General features: G+C 42.3%; 18 protein-coding genes, 1 pseudogene and 1 riboswitch. Of the genes and pseudogenes, 15 read left to right on the plus strand and 4 right to left on the minus strand.

Annotation, left to right across the window (positions count from 1 at the left end):
- Positions 1 to 22 precede the first annotated feature (22 nt).
- Genes tsaE through tsaD form a run of 4 tightly spaced genes read left to right on the plus strand, consistent with a single transcriptional unit; the run spans position 23 to position 2,628 of the window.
- On the plus strand, positions 23 to 475 hold the full coding sequence (gene tsaE / locus M1Q06_RS03010) for a tRNA (adenosine(37)-N6)-threonylcarbamoyltransferase complex ATPase subunit type 1 TsaE (protein ID WP_121300298.1): 453 nt from the start codon (positions 23 to 25) through the stop codon (positions 473 to 475).
- Positions 472 to 1,164, plus strand: a complete 693-nt coding sequence (gene tsaB / locus M1Q06_RS03015) for a tRNA (adenosine(37)-N6)-threonylcarbamoyltransferase complex dimerization subunit type 1 TsaB (RefSeq protein ID WP_434401473.1) — start codon at positions 472 to 474, stop codon at positions 1,162 to 1,164. The genes tsaE and tsaB overlap by 4 nt, the downstream gene beginning before the upstream one ends.
- Positions 1,161 to 1,616, plus strand: coding sequence for a ribosomal protein S18-alanine N-acetyltransferase (rimI, locus tag M1Q06_RS03020; protein ID WP_121300300.1), 456 nt, complete (start codon positions 1,161 to 1,163; stop codon positions 1,614 to 1,616). Before tsaB ends, rimI begins: the two co-directional genes overlap by 4 nt.
- On the plus strand, positions 1,609 to 2,628 hold the full coding sequence (gene tsaD / locus M1Q06_RS03025) for a tRNA (adenosine(37)-N6)-threonylcarbamoyltransferase complex transferase subunit TsaD (protein ID WP_434401475.1): 1,020 nt from the start codon (positions 1,609 to 1,611) through the stop codon (positions 2,626 to 2,628). Before rimI ends, tsaD begins: the two co-directional genes overlap by 8 nt.
- A gap of 363 nt (positions 2,629 to 2,991) precedes the next feature.
- On the opposite strand, the gene M1Q06_RS03030 is transcribed toward tsaD, so the two are convergent.
- Positions 2,992 to 4,935: an ABC-F family ATP-binding cassette domain-containing protein gene (locus M1Q06_RS03030; RefSeq protein WP_434401477.1), complete on the minus strand. Its 1,944-nt coding sequence runs from the start codon at positions 4,933 to 4,935 to the stop codon at positions 2,992 to 2,994.
- Between the two features lie 131 nt (positions 4,936 to 5,066).
- On the opposite strand from M1Q06_RS03030, the gene M1Q06_RS03035 reads away from it, so the two are divergent.
- The 3 genes from M1Q06_RS03035 to tatC all read left to right on the plus strand — a co-directional run bounded on the left by M1Q06_RS03035 (position 5,067) and on the right by tatC (position 6,796).
- Positions 5,067 to 5,699: a redox-sensing transcriptional repressor Rex gene (locus M1Q06_RS03035; RefSeq protein WP_121300303.1), complete on the plus strand. Its 633-nt coding sequence runs from the start codon at positions 5,067 to 5,069 to the stop codon at positions 5,697 to 5,699.
- A 90-nt stretch (positions 5,700 to 5,789) separates the two neighbouring features.
- Positions 5,790 to 6,002 (plus strand): twin-arginine translocase TatA/TatE family subunit, encoded by a 213-nt coding sequence (locus tag M1Q06_RS03040; protein WP_121300304.1) that lies wholly within the window; start codon positions 5,790 to 5,792, stop codon positions 6,000 to 6,002.
- A gap of 20 nt (positions 6,003 to 6,022) precedes the next feature.
- Positions 6,023 to 6,796, plus strand: a complete 774-nt coding sequence (tatC, locus tag M1Q06_RS03045; RefSeq protein ID WP_121300305.1) for a twin-arginine translocase subunit TatC — start codon at positions 6,023 to 6,025, stop codon at positions 6,794 to 6,796.
- A gap of 431 nt (positions 6,797 to 7,227) precedes the next feature.
- Here tatC and M1Q06_RS03050 read toward each other — a convergent pair whose 3' ends face one another.
- Positions 7,228 to 7,998 (minus strand): lysostaphin resistance A-like protein, encoded by a 771-nt coding sequence (locus tag M1Q06_RS03050; protein ID WP_434401480.1) that lies wholly within the window; start codon positions 7,996 to 7,998, stop codon positions 7,228 to 7,230.
- Between the two features lie 196 nt (positions 7,999 to 8,194).
- On the opposite strand from M1Q06_RS03050, the gene groES reads away from it, so the two are divergent.
- The 4 genes from groES to M1Q06_RS03070 all read left to right on the plus strand — a co-directional run bounded on the left by groES (position 8,195) and on the right by M1Q06_RS03070 (position 14,147).
- Complete coding sequence (gene groES / locus M1Q06_RS03055; protein WP_058381756.1) at positions 8,195 to 8,479, plus strand: co-chaperone GroES; 285 nt, start codon at positions 8,195 to 8,197, stop codon at positions 8,477 to 8,479.
- Between the two features lie 37 nt (positions 8,480 to 8,516).
- Positions 8,517 to 10,148, plus strand: a complete 1,632-nt coding sequence (gene groL / locus M1Q06_RS03060) for a chaperonin GroEL (RefSeq protein ID WP_434401482.1) — start codon at positions 8,517 to 8,519, stop codon at positions 10,146 to 10,148.
- Between the two features lie 604 nt (positions 10,149 to 10,752).
- The gene (locus M1Q06_RS03065; protein ID WP_434401484.1) at positions 10,753 to 13,056 is read left to right on the plus strand and encodes a P-loop NTPase fold protein; all 2,304 of its coding nucleotides are present in this window, start codon (positions 10,753 to 10,755) and stop codon (positions 13,054 to 13,056) included.
- A 773-nt stretch (positions 13,057 to 13,829) separates the two neighbouring features.
- Complete coding sequence (locus M1Q06_RS03070) at positions 13,830 to 14,147, plus strand: IS3 family transposase (protein WP_434401486.1); 318 nt, start codon at positions 13,830 to 13,832, stop codon at positions 14,145 to 14,147.
- Here the strand turns inward: M1Q06_RS03070 and M1Q06_RS03075 are convergent.
- A pseudogene (locus M1Q06_RS03075) lies at positions 14,114 to 15,238 on the minus strand (IS3 family transposase). The gene M1Q06_RS03070 and the pseudogene M1Q06_RS03075 overlap by 34 nt on opposite strands.
- A gap of 153 nt (positions 15,239 to 15,391) precedes the next feature.
- On the opposite strand from M1Q06_RS03075, the gene M1Q06_RS03080 reads away from it, so the two are divergent.
- Both M1Q06_RS03080 and M1Q06_RS03085 read left to right on the plus strand, forming a co-directional pair.
- Complete coding sequence (locus tag M1Q06_RS03080) at positions 15,392 to 17,176, plus strand: hypothetical protein (RefSeq protein WP_434401488.1); 1,785 nt, start codon at positions 15,392 to 15,394, stop codon at positions 17,174 to 17,176.
- A complete protein-coding gene (locus M1Q06_RS03085; protein WP_434401490.1) occupies positions 17,169 to 18,092 on the plus strand; it encodes a hypothetical protein in 924 nt (307 codons plus the stop codon). Before M1Q06_RS03080 ends, M1Q06_RS03085 begins: the two co-directional genes overlap by 8 nt.
- 331 nt (positions 18,093 to 18,423) lie before the next feature.
- On the opposite strand, the gene M1Q06_RS03090 is transcribed toward M1Q06_RS03085, so the two are convergent.
- On the minus strand, positions 18,424 to 19,179 hold the full coding sequence (locus M1Q06_RS03090; protein WP_434401492.1) for an SDR family NAD(P)-dependent oxidoreductase: 756 nt from the start codon (positions 19,177 to 19,179) through the stop codon (positions 18,424 to 18,426).
- Positions 19,180 to 19,533: 354 nt separating this feature from the next.
- Positions 19,534 to 19,654: riboswitch (SAM riboswitch) on the plus strand.
- Positions 19,655 to 19,751: 97 nt separating this feature from the next.
- On the opposite strand from M1Q06_RS03090, the gene M1Q06_RS03095 reads away from it, so the two are divergent.
- Positions 19,752 to 20,582 (plus strand): MetQ/NlpA family ABC transporter substrate-binding protein, encoded by an 831-nt coding sequence (locus tag M1Q06_RS03095; protein WP_434401494.1) that lies wholly within the window; start codon positions 19,752 to 19,754, stop codon positions 20,580 to 20,582.
- 21 nt (positions 20,583 to 20,603) lie between these two features.
- A complete protein-coding gene (locus M1Q06_RS03100) occupies positions 20,604 to 21,776 on the plus strand; it encodes an acyl-CoA dehydrogenase family protein (RefSeq protein WP_434402803.1) in 1,173 nt (390 codons plus the stop codon).
- Positions 21,777 to 21,905 lie beyond the last annotated feature (129 nt).

Here is a 21,905-nt window from a genome sequence, read left to right on the forward strand (position 1 = left end):
GACTCAAACGAGGTGAAGAGACATGAGCTTTACGATTACAGTGCAATCGCCGGAACAGACAGAGAAACTTGCCATTCGATTGGCTTTGCTTTTGCAGCCTCAAGATCTCCTAACACTGGAAGGTGACTTAGGGGCAGGCAAGACGACTTTTACTAAGGGATTGGCCAAAGGGCTCGGCATCGAACGAACGGTCAATAGCCCGACTTTCACTATCCTCAAGCAATATGAAGGCCGATTAAATCTGAATCATTTTGATGTATACCGCTTGGAAAATAGTGATGAAGACATCGGTTTTGATGAATTGTTTGCAGAAGAAGCTGTGTCGGTGATTGAATGGGCTCAGTTCATCGAGGATTATTTGCCGGAGGAACGCTTGGATATTGTCATTCGCCGCTTGTCTGAAGAGGGGCGTGAAGTGGAGTTTCAGCCGCATGGTGTCCGTTACGAAAACTTATGCAGGGAGCTAATGCAATGATTTTAGGAATCGATACGTCGAATTCGCCGCTAGCTATCGCTTTGGTGAAAGACGATACAGTATTAATAGAAGAAACTCAAAATTTAAAGATCAATCATTCCTTAACTGCTATGCCTGCAGTAGAGGATTTGATGAAAAAAGCGAAAATTGCTCCGGGTGATTTAACGCAAATTGTTGTTGCAGAAGGACCTGGATCCTATACAGGAGTTCGAATTGGCCTGACGATCGCGAAAACTCTCGCGTGGTCGTTGAAAATTCCGTTGACTACTGTATCAAGTTTGAAGGTTCTCGCAGCGAACGGGCAGGGATTTAATGGTCTGATTTGCCCTGTGATGGATGCAAGACGCGGTACCGCTTTTACTGCACTTTATGATGGGCGTCAGCTGTCAACGGTCCTTTCAGATCGCCATAGTGACTTCAAGACGTTTTTGGAACAAGTCCGTGCACATGGACAACCTGTTTTGTTTACAGGGACTGACCTTGAAATTCATCGTTCAATAATTGAGGAAATGCTTGGGGACTTGGCCTATTTTGCACCGTACCAAAATAGACTGCCAAGAGCATCGAATTTGATTGCATTGGCAGCGGCTGAAGAAGCGAAAGAAGTACACCACACGGTTCCTGAATATCGCCGGATTACAGAAGCAGAAGCGAATCTTGCAAAAACGGATGAAGGAAAAGGCCAATGAGCGAATCAGTGAAATTTCGGAAAATGACTATTCATGATGTAAATGAAGTGTACGAGATTGAAAAGCAATCGTTTACGCTAGCCTGGACGAAAGAGGCATTTGAGCAAGAGATGCTGAAAAACGAATTTGCTTATTATGTGTTGGCTGAAACGCAAGAAGGAGTCGTTGGTTACTGTGGCATGTGGCTTGTCATGGACGAAGCACATATTACGAATATCGCCATCTCCCCCAAAGAACGGGGCAAGAAGTTTGGGGAAGCATTAATGAAAGAGGCAATAGAAACTGCAAAAGCGCAAGGGGCGAAATTGATGACATTGGAAGCACGTGTCAGCAATATAGCTGCGCTTAATTTATATAAGAAACTAGGATTCAAAAATGGTGGCATCCGAAAAGGTTATTATACGGATAATCAGGAAGATGCCATAGTTATGTGGGTGAATTTCGATGAATAAAGACATTTATGTATTGGGAATAGAAACGAGTTGCGACGAAACAGCGGCTTCAGTCGTAAAAAACGGGACAGAAATCATCTCCAATGTGGTGGCATCGCAAATTGAGAGTCATAAGCGCTTCGGGGGTGTGGTACCGGAAATTGCATCGAGACATCATGTCGAGCAGATCACTATTGTGATTGAAGAAGCTCTTCAGCAGGCGAATTTGGTGCCAACTGAGTTATCCGCGGTGGCTGTAACAGAAGGGCCGGGTCTAGTCGGCGCCTTGCTAGTTGGTGTTAATGCAGCAAAAGCGTTTGCGTTTGCGCATAGCTTGCCGCTAGTTGGTGTTCATCATATCGCAGGCCATATATATGCGAATCGATTAGAGCAGGAAATGGAATTCCCGCTTTTGTCGTTGGTCATTTCAGGAGGGCATACTGAGTTGATCCTCATGAAAGAACATGGTGATTTTACAGTCATCGGAGAAACTAGGGATGATGCTGCCGGAGAAGCCTACGACAAAGTGGCGCGGACATTGAACTTGCCATATCCTGGCGGGCCGCATATCGACCGGTTGGCGCATCAAAGCGTGGAAGCAGTCGACTTTCCGCGGGTTTGGCTGGAAGAAGGATCCTATGACTTCAGTTTCAGCGGATTGAAATCATCTGTGCTGAATTATATGCACAATATGAAGCAGCGCGGGGAAACACCTGTACCGGAAGCTGTTGCCGCAGGATTCCAAAACAGCGTCGTGGAAGTCGTAACGGCAAAGACTTTGCGCGCAGCCAGGGAATTCGGTGTACGACAAGTAATTGCAGCGGGCGGTGTAGCAGCCAATAAAGGGCTTCGCAGATCGCTGACTGAGACTTTTGTAAAAGAGGGTATCCCTTTCTTTATTCCGCCGCTGCCGCTTTGTACAGATAATGCAGCTATGATTGCAGCTGCTGGAACGGTTATGTACGAAAAAGGATTGACAGGAGATATGGCCATGAATGGGCGCTCGGGCATGCCCTTGAGTTCATGGATTTAACTGAAAGCATTACCGCAATTTATTGAGAATTGCGGTAATGCTTCTTTTTTATGAATAATATCCAAATGTTACAAGGACATAGAAATGTATTTTCTGTCAATAGAGAACATTTGTACTTATGCACAATTTGTGAATAAGCTGTTAACAACCTATCGATAAATAGTGGATTTCCTATATATTGTGGAGTTAAAGGTGGAAAACTATGTGGATAAAAGAAAAGGGTCCTGTGGATAATGTTCGTAACTCTGTTGATAGTTGATTTTACAACTCTTCTATTGTGTACAAATCTGTGGAAATATTTATTTTGGTAAATGGTATTGACCTATATGTAGGGAAAAGAAAAACCGCATACCCAGTATGCGGTCAGGAATTCATTTCTTCAAGTTGTTCTTGCAGTTCGAGCCATTCGGCCATGGTTTCTTCATGTGAGTGCTTCAGCTCTTCGAGACGTGATTGCAACGGCATGACGCGTTCATGGTCCTGGAAAATATCCGGTTCGCATAATTGCTCTTCAATCGCTGCGATTTCTTCATCCAGAGATTCCATGGCTTGTTCGATTTCGGTGTTTTTCCTTACTAACTGGCGTTCGAGTTTTTTGGCTTCCTTGTCGATTTGAGAAGTGGATGCAGACGTTTGGATCTCCGGCTGTTTCGCTTTAGCTTCGAGTGCATCAAGCGCTGCGAGTTCTTCAGTTTCGAGTTTTTTCTCAACGTAATAATCGTAATCGCCCAAGTACTCGGTGGTGCCGTCTCGGGACAGTTCTACCACTTTTGTGGCGATTCGATTCATGAAATAACGGTCATGGGAAACGAATAACAGTGTGCCTGGATAGTCGATCAAGGCGTTTTCCAACACTTCTTTGCTGTCGAGATCCAAATGGTTGGTCGGTTCATCGAGCAGCAGGACATTGGCTTTTTGCATCATGAGCTTGGCGAGTGCCACACGGGCTTTTTCACCGCCGGATAAAGTCGACACTGGCTTCAAGACATCGTCTCCAGTGAATAAGAAGCGTCCGAGGATGCCCCGGATGTCTTTTTCATTTACATGCGGGTAGTCGTCCCATAATTCGTTGAGGACGAGCTTATTGCCTTTTAAGTTTGCCTGTTCCTGGTCGTAATAGCCGAATTGGATGCCGGTGCCGTAATGGATGTCACCTGCAAGTGCCGGCAATTCTTTCATGATGGTCTTGAGCAGCGTCGATTTACCGACACCGTTCGGCCCGACAAGCGCGAGGCTGTCGGTGCGGTAGAGTTTCAACGTGATGTTGTTCGACACCGGCTGGTCGCCATAGCCGACAGACAAGGCTTGGACGTTCAACACGTCATTGCCGCTTTGCTTTTGGATGTCGAAACCGAAGCGCGCTGATTTTTCGTCGCCTTCTGGAGCTTCCATCCAGTCGGTCTTCTCGAGCACACGGCGCCTGCTTTGCGCCATTTTCGTCGTCGAAGCACGGACCAGGTTGCGGGCGACATAGTCTTCGAGTTTGGCTTTTTCGCTTTGTTCTTTCTCGTAATGTTTGCGGTCGAGTTCGTATTGTTTCGCTTTTTCGCTTAAATAACGGCTGTAGTTGCCGGTGTATTTACGGACCTTCTTGCGTGATACTTCGTAAACGAGCGTGACGACTTGGTCGAGGAAATAGCGGTCATGCGAGACGATTAGCAAAGCGCCCGGGTAATTCTTCAAATAATTTTCGAGCCAGCTCAAGGTTTCGATGTCCAAATGGTTGGTCGGCTCATCGAGAATCAACAGCTGAGGTTTGGCAAGAAGAAGCTTCGCAAGCATGAGGCGGGTTTTCTGGCCGCCTGACAGGGAAGTGATTTTCTTTTCATAGTCTTCAGCGTAGAACTTCATACCGTGCAAGACCGCGCGCGTATCGGCTTCGAACTGATACCCGCCGGCATCTTTGAAATGGGTCTGGAGGAGGTCATATTCTTGCATGACCTTGGCGTTGCGTTCTGCATCGTTGTAGACATCAGGATCGGCCATCGCCGCTTCGAGTTGACGCAGCTTCGCTTCCTGGTCCCGGAAATGGGCGAAGATCTTCATCATTTCCTGCCATACCGTGGCGTCTGAATTCAAGTCGGTTTGCTGTTCCAAATAGCCGATCGTTAAATCTTTCGGCATGATCAAATCGCCGCTGTCGTAAGACATTTCACCGGCGATGATTTTTAATAATGTGGATTTTCCGGCACCGTTTCGGCCGACGAGTGCGACCCGGTCACGGTGCTGGACTTCAAGTTTGGCGCCTGAGATGATTTCCTCGGCACCGAATGATTTATGGATTTGATTGACTTGCAATACGATCATTTAGGGTCACCTCTATTCTTCTTAAGTGTAGCTGATGGACGGGCGCTTCGCAATTACGCAAGCCTTTACATATCAAGGCCTGTCATGTAAGATTGATACGATTTGACAACAGTTCAGAAGGAAGCGATCCCATGCTTGACGAATCCCATAAAATCCCGCAAGCGACAACGAAGCGGCTGCCCTTGTATTACCGGTTTCTCCAGAATTTTGCCAATGCTGGACAAAAGCGCATTTCTTCGCAGGAGTTGAGCGAAGCGATGAAAATTGATTCGGCGACCATCCGCCGCGATTTTTCCCATCTTGGCGCACTTGGCAAAAAAGGCTATGGCTATGATGTGCAGGAGCTTTTGGCTTTTTTCCGCAAGACGCTAGACCAGGACGAAGCGACGAATGTCGCCTTGATCGGTGTCGGCAGCCTCGGCAGCGCATTTTTAAAATACAATTTCCACCGCAATCACAACACGAAAATCATCCTCGCCTTTGATACGAACAGCCCCCATGAAGGGAAGCAGATCAGCGGCATCGATACGTACCATCCAGATTTGATTGAAGAGAAGATTAAGCAGTACGGCGTCGAAGTAGTCATTTTGACAGTGCCATCGCGGTCGGCCCAGGAAGTGACGGACCGGCTCGCGCAGACAGACATTAAAGGCATACTCAATTTCACGCCGGTACGCATTTCCGTGCCTGAACATATCCGTGTCCAGACGATTGATTTATCGGTCGAACTGCAGACTTTGATCTATCAGATCAAGCATGATTAACATAAAACCTTCACATTTGAACGGCCATTGCAAATAGCCAAAAGGCCGTGTTTCATGTACACTAGAAGCATACTACAGGAGGTGTCTGATATGGCTCCAGGTCCACTAAGTTTAATCATCATCGGGATTGTCGCCTTGCTGATTTTCGGCCCGAAAAAATTGCCGGAACTAGGTAAAGCATTCGGTTCTTCCTTGCGCGAATTCAAAAACGCGACAAAAGGATTGGCTGATGACGATGAAGATGACAAGAAAGTCGAAACAGCGAAGAAAAACGATCTAGACAAGAAAGACGAGCACAAGTAACACGATAGGATGTTTGTCCGATGAACCAACAAAATGAAATGACGGTAGTTGAACATATAGGTGAACTCAGAAAACGGCTGACCTTGATAGTCGTTTTCTTTCTGTTCGCGCTCATTGCGGGATTCTTCCTCGCCGAGCCGCTGATCCGCTATTTGCAGTTCAGTGAAGAGGCGCGGAATCTGACGCTGAACGCGTTCAAGATTACCGATCCGATTAAGATATATATGCAAGTCATGATGATTTTGGCATTGATCATCACGTCGCCATTGATCATGTACCAATTTTGGGCATTCATCAGTCCCGGACTCTCTGACAGGGAGCGAAAAGTGACGCTTGGGTATATCCCATTTTCCTTGTCCTTGTTTATCGGCGGGATTGCGTTTTCCTATTTGGTGCTGTTCCCGTACGTCATCGGGTTCATGCTCAATATTTCGGAGAACCTGGATATCCAGGAGACGATTGGGATCAATGAGTATTTCCAGTTTTTGTTCCAAATTACTTTGCCGTTCGGCTTTATCTTCCAGCTGCCGGTGTTGATGCTGTTTTTGACGCGTCTCGGCATTTTGACGCCGATGATGATGACGAAGTACCGGAAGTATGCGTACTTGGCGCTGGTGACAATCGCCGCGTTCATTACGCCGCCGGATATTGTCTCGCATATGCTAGTCACTTTGCCGCTGATTTTGCTCTATGAATTCAGTGTGATCATTGCGCGCATCGGATATCGTAAGTTCCTGCGGGCAGAACAGCAGCAGGCAATTGAAGAACAGACAGGAGACCTTCCGCCGAAATGATGGCGGGAGGTTTTTTATTTGGAAAGAAAATGGGGTGGAGACAGGAGATTGCGCTCCTGGCGGATGCTTGGGGCCCGCAGGATGCGGGTCATGCAGTTGAAGCGACAGGACGTCGCGTTTTCAACTGCCCGGGGATAGGGCGGGTGTTGAGCCGATGTGACAAAGAAGCCCCTGCGACATACCTACAAGCAGATATGTCGCAAATGAATAAGCTCAGCTTCTCTTCACTTATTCATTCGCTATGTCCCACAGGGGTCAGCCCCTTTCGCTCCGTCGCTAATTTTAGAGTGGAACGGACATTTCATCACGCACTCAACACTTTAGTTACCTCCTAGCTAACTGATGCCAACTTCAATACTATCGTATCTTCTTATTTTTCTCTTATAGAGATTAAAAACCGCCGCTCCAACAAAGGAGTGGCGGTTTTTGGGTTATTGCAGATTTTCCATTTGTTTGATGAAGGTTTCGATTTTGTCCATATTGAGCTGGATGAGCATGACGTAGCCGTTCAGCAGGATGTGCGCGATAATCGGGGTGAGGATGCGCTTGGTCCGCTGATAGAGGGCTGCCAGGATCAGTCCGGTCGTGAAATAGAGCAAGAGATGCGTGAACTCGAGATGGACGAGTGCGAAGACGAGCGCCGAGATGGCTGTGGCGATCCAGAAGTTCATCGTTTGGTTCAAGGAGCCGAAGACGACTCTGCGGAAGACGAGTTCTTCGAGGATCGGGCCGAACAGAACGACTGCGATGATCGCGTACGGCACGACTTCAGCGATTCGGACGAGCGTCTGGGTATTGGCGGATCCCGGGTCGATGCCGATCGCCATTTCGATCATGGCGGCGATCGATTGCCCGATGATCAACAGCAGAAAGCCGAGGACGCCCCAGCCGATAGCAGCGGGAAGGCTCGATTTTTTGCCTTTCCAAATATTGAAGAAGTTGCGGTCGCGCAAGATGAGGATCATCGTGACCAAAAAGCCGATGCCCATCGTCAGGAAGATCAGCCATCCGGATGTGGAAGCGCGGGCCGTGGCATCGTCAAGCCCTTGGTCGCGGAAATAGCCGAGCGTCGGGCCGATAAAGAGTATTGGCATGAGCTGAACGGCTACGAAGACGAGCAGGACCAGGAGCGGCGTACGCATATTTTTGCGCTTATACCCTTTCGCTTTCGAGGGAGAGGCGGTTTTATCGGTTGAGGTCATGTAGTCAAATTCCTTTCTTTTCACGTGCTCCTTTTATTGTAGGGCTTAACGGAAAAAGGCGCAAAGAATTCAAAACGCTCTAGGGTTTCTGCTTGCAATTAACTGAAGATTTTATTAAACTTATCTATGGGTTAGCACTCAAGACTAGAGAGTGCTAAACGATTAGAAGCTATTTAATTTGAGGAGGGTGTTTCAATTGTTAAGACCATTAGGAGATCGTGTCATCATTGAGCTCGTCGAAGTGGAAGAAAAGACATCTAGCGGAATCGTCTTGCCAGGAACGGCGCAGGAAAAGCCGCAGGAAGGCAAAGTGATTGCGGTAGGGAATGGACTTATCCGTGAAAACGGACAGCGCACAGAGCTGGACGTAACTGAAGGAGACCGCGTCGTCTTTTCGAAATATGCGGGCACAGAATTGAAATACGAAGGCAAAGAATACTTGATCTTACGTGAAAACGACATCCTTGCGATTGTCGGCTAAATAAGCATAAATTCTATTTAATAGGAGGAACCGAATCATGGCAAAAGATATTAAGTTCAGTGAAGATGCACGCAGCTTGATGCTGCAAGGTGTAGATAAATTAGCGGACGCAGTCAAAGTAACGCTTGGGCCAAAAGGGCGCAATGTCGTGCTTGAGAAGAAATTCGGCACGCCGCTTATTACAAACGATGGCGTAACGATCGCCAAAGAAATCGAGCTTGAAAACGCGTTTGAAAACATGGGCGCGAAACTTGTGGCGGAAGTTGCTTCCAAAACGAACGATATCGCAGGTGACGGTACAACGACTGCGACGGTTCTTGCACAAGCGATGATCCGTGAAGGCTTGAAGAACGTCACAGCTGGCGCCAACCCTGTCGGCATCCGCCGCGGCATCGAACTTGCTGTGGAAAGCGCGGTTACTGGATTGCAATCCATTTCCCAACAAATCGAAGGCAAAGAATCGATCGCTCAAGTAGCGGCGATTTCTTCAGGCGACGAGGAAGTCGGCAAATTGATCGCAGAAGCAATGGAGCGCGTCGGCAACGATGGCGTCATTACTTTGGAAGAATCACGCGGCTTCACGACGGAACTTGACGTTGTGGAAGGGATGCAATTCGACCGCGGCTACCAGTCTCCTTACATGGTGACGGATTCCGATAAAATGGAAGCGGTTCTTGAAAACCCGTTCATCCTTGTCACTGACAAGAAAATCGGCAATATCCAAGAAATCCTTCCAGTGCTTGAGCAAGTCGTTCAGCAAAGCAAACCGCTACTCATCATCTCTGAAGATGTTGAAGGCGAAGCGTTGGCAACACTTGTCGTGAACAAATTGCGCGGCACATTCAACGCAGTAGCTGTGAAAGCTCCTGGATTCGGCGATCGCAGAAAAGCGATGCTTGAAGACATTGCCGCTCTCACTGGCGCTGAAGTGATCACGGAAGACCTCGGTCTTGACCTGAAATCCACAAACATTGCACAACTTGGACGCGCAGCGAAAGTCGTCGTTTCTAAAGATAATACGACAATCGTTGAAGGCAATGGCGATTCCGAGAAAATCATCGCTCGCGTGGCGCAAATCCGCAGCCAATTGGAAGAAACGACTTCTGAATTCGACCGCGAAAAACTGCAGGAGCGCCTCGCGAAACTTGCTGGCGGTGTCGCAGTCATCAAAGTCGGCGCAGCAACTGAAACAGAATTGAAAGAGCGTAAACTGCGCATTGAAGACGCATTGAACGCAACACGCGCAGCGGTTGAAGAAGGCATCGTGGCAGGCGGCGGTACAGCGCTTATCAATGTCTACAACCAAGTGGCGCAAATTGCGACAGAGCAAGAAGGCGACGTCGCGACTGGCATCAACATCGTGCTCCGTGCACTTGAAGAGCCGGTTCGCCAAATCGCAACGAACGCTGGCCTTGAAGGCTCGATCATCGTTCACCGCTTGAAAACGGAAGAAGTCGGCATCGGCTACAACGCGGCAACAGGCGAATGGGTTAACATGCTTGACCAAGGCATCGTAGACCCGACGAAAGTGACGCGTTCTGCATTGCAAAACGCAGCTTCTGTTGCGGCTATGTTCCTGACAACTGAAGCAGTCGTAGCAGACCTGCCAGAACCAGCAGGACAAGGCGGCGGAATGCCTGATATGGGCGGCATGGGCGGCATGATGTAAATTCTTTAAAAAATAGAGCTAGAGCCTAGGTATATCTGGGTTTTAGCTCTTTTTGTTTTATCTTAAAAATTAAGAAGGTTCATGGTAGCTACTTAAGTAATTATAAATATTGCCTCTTAAATACATTATAGCTTTCATCTTTTTCATCTTTATTTACTCTGACAACATAGAATTTATAACATTATTACATCTGACTAACTGTCGGTTCTCTCTAAGAGTAATTTTTCCCGGCTTCTTGTAATTTCATAGATTCCTAGGTACCCTCAAGTTGACTTTCTCTCTTCTTCAAACACTATGTATAAAACTCCTAAAAGAACTTATTCGTGAAGATTTACATTATTATCTATAGAATGAATAGTTTTGGGAAATAGAAAAACTTGAAGGAAGAGAAAGAAGTCATAGTGACGTTTAATGATATGAAGTAAAGCAGGCGCAGTGGAATAGAAATGAGGTGTAGCTACGCTGTTTAATACAATTTCGAGAGAATTTCGAATCGAGACGATTTTTATCATATGAAAGATCTTTTCATCGAATGGAAACCTTTAATTAATTGTACTAATTTGGTAATTGGAAATGGTATATTGATATCAAGGCGGTGGTAGAATTGAAAATAGAAGTTGATATCAAGCAAATTAAAGACGCACCAATTAACAATGGAACTTCTCTTGATAAAAGAAAAATAAAAATCCTTAAACAAGAGTTGCTAATGGGCAATCCTACTACTTACTTAGTATCTGGGTATCGAGGTGTAGGTAAAACATCATTTATAAAAACATTAGTAAACGAAATCAAATCAGAGTCAGAATTAAATAAAGTGAGTAGTAATAAAGCAACACTTGTTAGTGAAGGTAGTTTTATAAAAAGAATTGTAAGTAAAATTAAATTTATATTTTTGAAAACTAAAAAAGTGACTGATAAAGGATTAAATGATGATAAACATAAAACTAGGATTTTTATTCATTTAAATGTTGGGAAATATAGTGGCTTTTCTAATGTTCTAAGAAGTTTAATACGAGAAATTTACTGGGGTTTAAGTAATAGTAGGGAAGATGTTAAGAATACACTTAAAGAAAATCCAGAATTATTTTATGAAATTGAATTGATTTATGCGAGGACATTTCATGAAATCGAAGCAAAAGAAAGTTACTTAGAAAATGAGGAAACAATAAAGTCTTTTCTATTTAGTGCTAATTTACGGAATATTATAACGAGGATTTCTACTTTTTTATTAGGAAGTCTAAGTTTCATTAACTATATTAAAGATGGCAATTGGTATTCTTATGTTATACCTGTAATTCTATTAATAGGACTTTTAATAAGCTTTGAATACTCAAAGAAAAAATCTAAAACAAATACTAAGGAATTAAATCGTAAAACTTTTTTTGATGATGAAGTAGCAGAGTTTCAGTTGACAAGAATAGTTTCTAAATTAAGTGATATAGGCATTGAGATTGTATTTATAATAGATGAGCTAGATAAAATAGAAAAAGAAGAGGATATTAATAGTCTAATCAGTGATTTAAAACCACTGATGTTACTAGGAAAATCTAATTATATACTAATTTTTGGACAAAAAATGTTATACAGATACTTAATGGCAGACGTATTAGATAATAATATGCTTTCTAGTATATTTACTAGGAATGTACATATACCGTTATTAAATAAATCTGGATTTGAAAAATATTTTATCTCTCTAATTGGTGAAGAAAATTATAGTGATGATTTAGTGAAGAAATATTTAGATTCTAAAATTTTGTTATCAAATCGTATATTTAGGAAATTTATTAGTATTATAAGAAACGATATTAAATTCGATGAATATAATAAGACATACATTGAAATCGATGGAAAAGACGAAATAATGCTAACTAATGCAACTATTTCATTAGTGGTGTATCAAGTGGAAGAGGAAATAATAGAAGTTACCAAAGATAATATAGAAGAGGGGGTCATAGATTTCCTTATTTCGAATCTTTACATAGCTATTAAAAATATGAAGAGACTACGACCGATTAGTTTTGAAATAGATGATATTTTGAAAAATAAAAATTTCATTGATGACGAATTTGCTTCGGCATATTTAAACTATATCAGAGAAAATATTCAATCACTTATTGATAAGATGTTAGAACAACAATTATTGGAAGTTGATGAAGTTGGAGTTTTAAAAAGTAATGAGACTGAAGAGGAAATCAAGACAAGATACAAGTGGTCGGAAAATGCCGTATTAGGAAAAATTAATAATAATAACGCTTATGATTATCTTGATGAGTTTATTAGATTTGAAAAATGGTTAAGAGATTTATTTTATCAATCACAAAAATATATACTAAATAAACCATATGGGAAAGTTAACTCAGCTCTACAAATTTTTAATGCTTTGAAAAAAGAAAGGATAATTTCAAAAGGTGTAGGGGAAGAATTTTATAGTTTAAGTAAAGTTAGAAATCAAATTGTACATGGTGAAGAATTATCGGATTTTGAGAAAGAATCTTTAATTTCATTCAGCGAGGATTTAAGTAGAGTTAAAGCAATAATTTTTGAAGAAGTAATGATTTCAACAGTAAAAGCATTTAATACTAATAGCTATAGACAAATAGATACCTCCGATTTGATTTATGATGTAGATATGATAGTTAATAATGTAGCTTTTGAATTTAAAACTTTCAAATATGAAACAAGCATTAAGAAGTACTTAAAAGGTCTAAATATGAAAACTAAAGAGTATACTAATGATTTTGAAGAGTTAAGGGTTATAATTCTGCTTGATGGTGAGATAGAAAAAGACAATATACTAAGTGAGATTAATAGTTTAGAAAATTCCTTAATTGTAAAAGTCAAGTTAATTGAAGAGATAGAAATTTTTAAACTACAAGATTTTTTGAGAGTAAAGATAATTAATTAATAGTTATACACGATTATTCCATCCAATCCATTATCCGAATTAAGTAATGTTGTAAATCCACCTTCACCCGAATTCAAGAAACAGCTTGTGGCGCTGGATGCCGGCGGAAAAAGTTGACTAGGTCTTGTCCTGGAATACGATCTGATGGCTTCTGGCCTTTGTCGGTGGCTTACCCAATTCAATCAAACCGGCTCATTTGAGGAGAAAGATAACTGAAGCCCTTTGGAAACAGAATTGTTTGCCTATAAGAAACGAAATAAGCAGTTGAAAATAGAAGTGGATATCTTAAAACAAGCAGCGCTGATCATGTTAAATAGAGATTATCCAACAAAATCAACAGCCCTATTCAGTATCAGCAATATGCACAGTTCACCAAATTGCCCGTAACACTTTTTATTATGGGACATCTGTTTCGGTAGAAAAAGAACGACGAAGTATAAGCAAAACAGGAACTGAAAGAGGAGTTCTGGATGATCTTTCACCAGTGTCGAGCGCATGTAAATTGAAAAAAGAACTGCAGAACCAAAAGAACTGAGTGATTTCAAGACGTCGTATAGGATGCCTCCTAGTGCCACTTGGTATCCAATCGAAATATGCTGTGTTGGTCAGTGATCTGACGGATGTGAAGGTGGATGGTCGCTGAAGCTATATTTGTTTTCTCCTCGATCTATACAACTGTGAAATTGTAGGATATAGCTTTGGTAAGCGTAAAGATTAGTCCAGTGCGACTTCACATCGGTCAAAGACGACTTGGGAGCCGTGAACTGTTACATATGGATCGTACTGAATTCAAGAACGCCCGTATTGGTACGCTTTTGAAAAAGCATCACATTGAAAGGTTGTTGAGCCAAAAAGGAAATACTTACGATAATGCGTTTGCAGAAGTCACATTTAAGATGCTGAAGATGAAACTCCCTAACGATATGTGCTTTAATATGCTTAATCAGCTAGCGTTTGAATTGTTTGATTACGTGAATTGGTACAACCATGTTGGTCTACCCAGCAGCCTTGGCCATACCATCCTGTCACTTATCGAAACTGGTAATTCAACACATATTCAAACAGCTTTTTTAAGGGAAGACAGCCAATAAGCAACCGGACTAAGATAACCTAACGAGCCATGGATTCGCAGGTTGTTACACCAATGAATGTAATCGAACAGTTCGAGGGACAATTGCTTGAGCGACTCAAAACGCCGGTCGTTAATCCACTCGGTTTTAAGTGTTTTAAACGTAGTTTCGGCGACCACATTATCATACGGATTTGCTTTTTCGCTTAGCAATCGCTCGATTTCATGCGTCTCAAAATCTCATCGATTCCTTCATTCTCAAATTCAGATCCACGGTCGGTATGGAAAAAGGCGACCGTATTCAGGTCCTGTTTGACCGTTTCGAACGCACCCTGAATCAAGGCGGCATCTTTTCGAGCGCCTGCGCTGGATCCCACGATTTCGCGGTTGTATAAGTCGATGAGCAGGCAGATGTAATGCCAGTTACTTCCCACTTTCACGTATGTCAACTCACCCACCAAGAGGGTGAGTTGTTGGCCTGCTTGGAATTGACGGTTCAGCACGTTCTGGTACGTCGCCTCGTTTGTCGGTGTTTTCATCGGTTTATAGCTCGGTTGCGCATACTTTGAGACGAGATCCATCTTTTGTATGAGTCGGCGAATACGCCGTTTCGATACGGTTTCTCCAAGACGTTCTAGCTCCACTTTGATTTTGCTTGCGCCATATACGTTACGGTGCTGGTGGAAGACCGTGGAGATTTTCTTTTTAACACCTATTCCTCGTCTTCTTTCTTTTGTTGGTTCACCATCGCAGTCGTCGTTCCGTAATAGAAATTACTGCGACTCATTTCGAGGACTTTACACATTGCTGATACCGAATAGCGATCCTGATTTTGTTGGATACATGATCAGCGTGGCTTGCTTTAAAATGTCGACTTCCATTTCTAGTTGTTTACCCGTTTTTTGTAGTCCGTCAACTCTTGTTGTTTAGGTGTCCGATTCTCTTTTCTAATGAATGAACCGGAACGGTTAGTCTGAAGAATCTAGCGATCGAGTTAGGATGAGCCAAGGTTGTGTTCTCGAATAATTTCTTTTTTAATTTTATCGTTTTCGACTAACCCACCATCTGTTGCTTGAATTCACGCGAAAAAGCGCGACGGTCTTGGGACATGATAAGGACTCCTTTTCGGGGGGAGATGTGTTTATAGCCTAAGTGCCCTTAATTTTTCTGTTCAAAAAAGTGTGGACTATCTAAACGCAACCCTAAAAAAGTCGTTTGATTTAGTGTTGATGTACCAGTATATCTATAGCAGGAGGTAAATGGACTATGATAAATCCTTTCGACCCTACTTTGTTTAACTCTACTTATAATCTAGATGAAAGGAAATTTATCAACAAAGAGTTAATTTTAACTCTAATTCTTCATCGTAGATCGATAATAATTCAATATCTTATCTTTAAATTAAATGATTCTAGTAACTTTTTGATAATAGGATTCGATTTTGAAAAAGAAGAAGTGATACCTGTAGAAAAAGAAAGTATAAATGTTGTTTTAAATAAGCTTTCTGATTTAATAAGAAGTGAATATAACACAATAGACATATCTGTAGATAATATACCGGAAACAATAAATTATTTCAGAAAGTCTAATATAAAAAAAACAGACTTTTATTCGTATAAAAATATAACTGTATTGGCCTCCAGGAGTCGGAGTGTAATTTCATGTGAATGTGAGACATACAATAATCAGATTATGCATAAACCCACAAGTTCTATTCTTTTTTTTAATAGAAGTGGTTTACTATATGGAAAGATTGAAATTGAAACTAATCAAAAAAACACTGAAGATGTTAAAAAAATACATCTGGTAGATGACATGATTATTAGGTATTCTCTTACCGGAGAGAAGATAGAAACCGCTGGCAGAATTTATGAAGCAGCAACTACGAGTTCCAATACATATGAGTTAACTATAAGTTCTTTTATGCATGAATTAGTTTATATTAAGGGGGGATATTATTCTTCTCGTGGGCTTAATCTACAGTCACATGTAAATGCTATTTTAAGAACGGCAGGAATTAAAAAAGAACAGATTAATATCGAAAGTGTCGAAGAGATTAAAGCTCCTTATCTTGTGATAATTCCAATTGTAGATTTGTCTATAACAAGCGGATCCTTCGGGTTAGGTGATGTTAATTTTTACAACAAAGAACAAGCAATATTTAAATTTAGAAATATAAGTGAATTTTACAATCATGACTTACACGACGAATTTCATACTTTCGCTCAAACGATCGTTGAATCAGATAATACATATGATGCTTACCAGTTAGGGTTGTTAAAGATACAGAGCGCTATTGATGTCATAATGCTGTTAGCAAAAAATGATAGAGCTTTTAATTTATACAATTTGGGTGAGGAGTTTAATAGATGGAATAGACTAGGACTTTATCAAAATCCCACGTGTTCAACATTTTATTATGTAGAAAATATGATAGGAAGTGAAAAGATTTTCAGTGATTCGAAAAATATAAGAGAAAATAATTCTCTAATGATTGATTCATCTCTTGATAAACAAATAAAGGAGTTGGATTGGTACGAAGAAAAGTTGTATGAAAAGCTGACAAATCAGCAGTCACCTATCTTGAAACAAATATTCAATGCTATAAAATGGTTAAATCGAAGTTGGAAAGCTACAGACATAGAGGATAAGATTATTTATACTAATATCTCTATGGAATTTTTAGTTGATAAAGTTAAGACGGAACCTTTTTTACCAAAGGAGATAGTAACAGAATTTAAACAGGATATAAAATTACTATTAAAAGATAAAGATATCTATAGTGAAGAGTACAAAGCTAAAATTAAAGAAAAAAGTTTAGGAAACTTATCTAATCCACCTCTTAAAGTAAAAATACAGTCATTAATTAGTCAATTAAGAATACCTATTACTACAGCGGAGTTTGATAAATTATGGGAAGTCAGGTCTTACAGAAATGATCTTGTCCATGGAAGAAGTGATTTAGAAATAAACGCTGAAAATGTCCTGCTAGCTAATATTGTGCTGGGTGAGCTTATTTCATATAGATTAAGATGTGAGGATGGTGTTTAAGGTTAATACATTAATTGCTGCATATCAGTTTGGTAAAGAAATGAAGGAAACCTCACAGGGGAAGGATATATACGAAGGGTTTTATGGGTTGAAAGATTTTTTGTCAAAGACAGCATGGTCGATTTATAGGGAAGTAGTTTACAATTGCCAATTCGATCATTATTTTAGTTTTGAAATAGCGTACAAAAAAATAGAACTCTCGCAAGAAGAAAATAACGCTTCTTTTAAAAATACTTTTATTGAAATGAGAGATTGTTCTGAACTACATTCATTTATTAAATTAAGTAACGACTTTGCTAGAAATCTTGAAGATTCTTATATAGAACTTACAAAAAAACTCCCTATGAAAAGTAACGGTGGCATTATAGATTATTTTCCATTATATCGATCATGGTTAGATTTATTCTATAACTTCCATAATACGAAGTTCTACTATAACTTACATTCAAAAATTGGTAGTAAAAGATTAAAAGACAAAACAATTCAGGAGTATTTTGAACAAAGAGAAATGTATCCTTTTTCATCAATAAATAGAAGATTAATAAGAAGTTTGGCAAAGAGTGAACGTGACTTGCAAGATTTGTGGACTTTAGAGTATTTTGAAAGTATAAGAAAGAATGTATTTCAACTAATTTTTGAAACTCATCTCGATATACAATTAGAGATAAACAAAGTAAATGAGATGCACTTCCGAGAAAGTGAAATTGGTAAAATAAGAGCTTGCAAAATAAAAATCCATGGCCTGTCAGGGTTATCGAGAGGGAACTTCATGATATTGTATTTAGATGGTAAGCTCGAAGATATTGGGCTTATACAAAGTAAAACAGTCTTTAATTTAGAAAAAGGAGAAGAGGCAATAAGTATAATAACGGCATTATTATATCCTAAAATAGATAAAGAACTGTTAGTGAATTAATTGAGATATAGGTTTTGTAAAAAAAAAACAGTAACAATATCCTTATCAAGAATAATTAGGAGTGGTGTCACCATCATGGTGACAACGTTAAATGTCAAGAATATTACTGACCACACAATGACCACCAACTCATTGCACTGAGACATTCTTATATAGACATAATGTGCTGTTCGTACAAATTATTTGGACTAAAAAGTATACTTAGGAAAGAGAAAACTAGTAAAACTTGATTGATATCAGGGGCGGCATCATGTAAGTCATCAGCCCACTAGAAAAATGCCCTCTCACATCATGTGAGAGGGCATTTTTTGATATCGGAACGATAGGGATCCTACTTCCTCGAAGTATACTGAAAAACCGGATCCATCAACTCAAACTCATAGCTCTCACTATTGACCTTCCCGAGAACTTTTTCACTATCGTAAAGCTCCAGCATAAACTGTGCCATCTCTTTTGCGGTATGGAACTTCTGCACATTGTCGCCATAGCTGAATTCATCAAGTTCCCGCGCCGTTTTTACGAATTCGGTTTCTGTCATGGATGGTGCGAGTATTTTAACTTTTAACCGAGCTCCGTTATCCTGCAGTTCCTGGGCAAGGCCTTCTGTAAATGCGCTCACGTAAAATTTGGTCGCAGCGTATGTCACGGCATTTGGCACGAGTCTGTAGCCTAAGTCAGATGATACGTTGATGAGCTGTGCGCCTTCTTGGTCCGCATAGTCGCGTGCATAAAGAGTGGAAAGCGTGGTGAGTGCTTCAACATTTACGCGCAGCATCTTTTCGGTTTTAGTTACATCCTGCTCAGCGACGGTAGCACTGTTTCCAAAGCCGGCATTGTTGACGAAGGTTTCAATGTCGTATTCTTTAAGGCTTTCGTATAGTGCATGGACCTGCCCGCTGTCGGATAGGTCTGTGGGTTTGATGACGACGTCCAGATCAGAGTTCATGCTTTGAATCTTCTCTTTAAGATTATTGAGCTCGGCATCCCGTCTTGCTACAAGAATAAGGTTTTTGCCGCGTGTCGCAAAAGCCAGTGCAGCTTCATATCCTATTCCTGAGCTGGCGCCTGTGATTACCGTGTACTTCATGTGAATCCCTCCATTGAAATGAATAGATAGCAAGTGTACAGAAACAATGAAACTCTCATGAGATTATGCTGGTTTTGAAGTGAAAGAAACAGCATTTATAAACTGGAAATTGCAATATTAGAGTGTTTGGAATTATGAGAGTTCTTAAATGAAGATTATACACTATTTTCCTGCTGGCAAAGAAACATACTAAATATCTTAGCAAGGAGCAGTACATTGAAACACTCCTTTCAAATTTAGTAGGGAGAAGTGTTTTTATAGTATGATTTCGAAATCCTCTATTGCCATGAAATCCAAGCTCTGCTATTGTATTAATCATATCAAATTACTCGGTATTAACACTGAGTACATAATTTCTTATCCAGAGAAGTGGAGGGACTGGCCCTTTGAAGCTTCGGCAGCGGAACAGATTGGAATTCCAATTTGAAACTGTGCCAAATCCAGCAGGTGCTGTTATGCATTTGAGAGATGAGAAGAGCCGGACGGTGAGCTTCTCTTCTTTTTTATGAAGAGGGGTTTTTCTATTTGGCCATATTTCATTCAAAATAAAAAAGACCAAGGAGAGATGGCAGATGAACAAGCGTTGGATTGGAGTGCTCGGGATTTCGGGCACGCTATTATTAGCGGGATGCGGCGATGGCGGGGAAGCTTCGGGGGAAGATAAGAAAGAAGTGCGCGTCGGCTTTGGCGTCGGGACGTATGAGCAGCAATTCAAGGAAGGGATCTTGCCTATTTTGGAGGAGAAAGGGTATAAAGTGGATACAACAACTTTTTCCCAAAACATGCAGTTGAACCCGGCGATGCAGGAAGGCTCGATCGATGCGAGCATTTTCCAGAGCACAGCGTATATGGAAGGGATCAACGAGGAATTGGGCATGGACATGACGGGGATCGCTTTTGTGCCGAGCGCCCCTCAAGGTTTGTATTCGGTGCATCACCAATCCTTGGATGAGGTAAAGGACGGCTCGACTGTCGGCTTGCCGAATGATCCGGTCAACCAGGAACGCGCAGTGCGCATCTTGGAGGAACTCGGGTGGGTAACGGTGTCAGACGGGGCAGGCGTGACGGATTTTAATTTGAACGCAGTAGAAAATGCCGATTATGATCTCGACTTGAAAGTCTTAGACCCAGCGCAGATCCTGGTGTCGCTACAGGATATCGATTTTGGCGTCGTTAACGGCAATTATATTGCCAATGCGCCGGACCGCAAGATAACGGATGCGTTGAAAATCGAGAATACGCCCGAACAGCATCGGATTGTGGTGACGATCGAAGAAGAAAACGCGGATACTCAGTGGGCGAAAGATTTGAAAGACGCTTACGAATCCGAGGAATTCCAGGAATATATCGAGTCGAATGAGCAGTACGACGGCTTCATTTTGACGGAGGAATGGACGCAATAGATAGGAGAAAGGTGAAGAATGATGGATATCACAAAAGCAAAGACATTCGAAGAGCGCATGGACATATTGAATGAGACGGTGGCGCCGTTCACGGAACGGGCCGCGCACAACGATTTGGAGAGAAAATTTCCATTCGACAATTTCAACGAGCTGAAAGCGATCAATTACCCGGCTCTGACGATTCCGAAAGAATACGGCGGGGCGGGCATTTCCTTGTCCGAGATGCTGCGCTATCAGGAAGCGATCAGCCGTGCGGACGGGTCGACGGGATTATCGATCGGCTGGCATATGGGCATCGTCAAAGATTTGGGCGAGACGAGCAAGTGGGACGAATCGGTGCTTGTGGACTTGTTCGACGACATCAAAGCGCGAGGTGCGTTGATCAATAATTGCGCAACCGAAAAGCAGACCGGAAGCCCGACAAGAGGCGGGAAACCGTCGACCACAGCGAGAAAAGTTGGCGGCTCATGGGTGATTGACGGGCGCAAGTCGTTCACATCGATGGCGCCGGTATTGGATTACTTCAACGTGACTGCTGTGATTGAGGAAACCGGTGAAGTCGGCTATTTCCTCATCCCGCGGTCGGCTGAAGGTATAGCGATCGACGAAACCTGGGATAGCGTGGCGATGACCGGCACCGGAAGCCATGATTTGGTATTGACGAATGTCCAAGTGGAGGAAAAGGCCTTGGTCGAGATCAGTGTGCCGGGTAAAAAGCAACCGGCGGGATGGCTTTTGCACATTCCGGCGTGCTACCTCGGAATCGCACAGGCCGCGCAGGATTACGCAATCCGCTTTGCACAGGAGTATTCGCCGAATAGCTTGAACGGGCCGATCATCGAGCTGCCGAACGTGAAACAAAAGATCGGCCAAATCGAATTGGAATTGCAGCGGGCGCGGCACTTTCTTTATTCCGTCGCGAAACAATGGGATGAATCGGACGACGAACAGCGCTCGCAGATGGCTGCGGAACTCGGGGCCGTGAAAGTCGCGGTGACGAATTCAGCGGTCGACATCGTGGATTTGGCGATGCGGGTGGCGGGTGCACACAGCCTGTCGGAAAAATCGCCTTTGCAGCGCTATTACCGCGATGTGCGGGCGGGGCTTCACAACCCGCCGATGGAAGACATGCTCATTCCGTCGCTGGCTGATTTTGCGATCGGCAAGCAGAAAACGAAACAACCGGTTAAATAGGATGGAGCCGCTGATCTCAAGGGATCAGCGGCTTTTTCCTTTTCATAATTGGAAAGAAATAACGAATATAAGTGCAAATTATGTCGGCGCTTACATTAAATCCTCCTTATGTGACATCTATCACTAGCG

Source organism: Planococcus sp. 11815, assembly GCF_051096385.1.
In the GTDB taxonomy this organism is placed as follows: Bacteria; Bacillota; Bacilli; order Bacillales_A; family Planococcaceae; genus Planococcus; species Planococcus citreus.

Coding starts and splice junctions, on each gene's coding strand:
- tsaB (WP_434401473.1), top strand. CDS start 472: ATGATTTTAGGAATCGATACGTCGAATTCGCCGCTAGCTATCGCTTTG.
- M1Q06_RS03090 (WP_434401492.1), bottom strand. CDS start 19,179: ATGAAGTACACGGTAATCACAGGCGCCAGCTCAGGAATAGGATATGAA.
- M1Q06_RS03040 (WP_121300304.1), top strand. CDS start 5,790: ATGGCTCCAGGTCCACTAAGTTTAATCATCATCGGGATTGTCGCCTTG.
- M1Q06_RS03070 (WP_434401486.1), top strand. CDS start 13,830: ATGGATCGTACTGAATTCAAGAACGCCCGTATTGGTACGCTTTTGAAA.
- rimI (WP_121300300.1), top strand. CDS start 1,161: ATGAGCGAATCAGTGAAATTTCGGAAAATGACTATTCATGATGTAAAT.
- M1Q06_RS03030 (WP_434401477.1), bottom strand. CDS start 4,935: ATGATCGTATTGCAAGTCAATCAAATCCATAAATCATTCGGTGCCGAG.
- groL (WP_434401482.1), top strand. CDS start 8,517: ATGGCAAAAGATATTAAGTTCAGTGAAGATGCACGCAGCTTGATGCTG.
- M1Q06_RS03035 (WP_121300303.1), top strand. CDS start 5,067: ATGCTTGACGAATCCCATAAAATCCCGCAAGCGACAACGAAGCGGCTG.
- M1Q06_RS03100 (WP_434402803.1), top strand. CDS start 20,604: ATGGATATCACAAAAGCAAAGACATTCGAAGAGCGCATGGACATATTG.
- tatC (WP_121300305.1), top strand. CDS start 6,023: ATGAACCAACAAAATGAAATGACGGTAGTTGAACATATAGGTGAACTC.
- M1Q06_RS03095 (WP_434401494.1), top strand. CDS start 19,752: ATGAACAAGCGTTGGATTGGAGTGCTCGGGATTTCGGGCACGCTATTA.
- tsaD (WP_434401475.1), top strand. CDS start 1,609: ATGAATAAAGACATTTATGTATTGGGAATAGAAACGAGTTGCGACGAA.
- M1Q06_RS03050 (WP_434401480.1), bottom strand. CDS start 7,998: ATGACCTCAACCGATAAAACCGCCTCTCCCTCGAAAGCGAAAGGGTAT.
- M1Q06_RS03080 (WP_434401488.1), top strand. CDS start 15,392: ATGATAAATCCTTTCGACCCTACTTTGTTTAACTCTACTTATAATCTA.
- tsaE (WP_121300298.1), top strand. CDS start 23: ATGAGCTTTACGATTACAGTGCAATCGCCGGAACAGACAGAGAAACTT.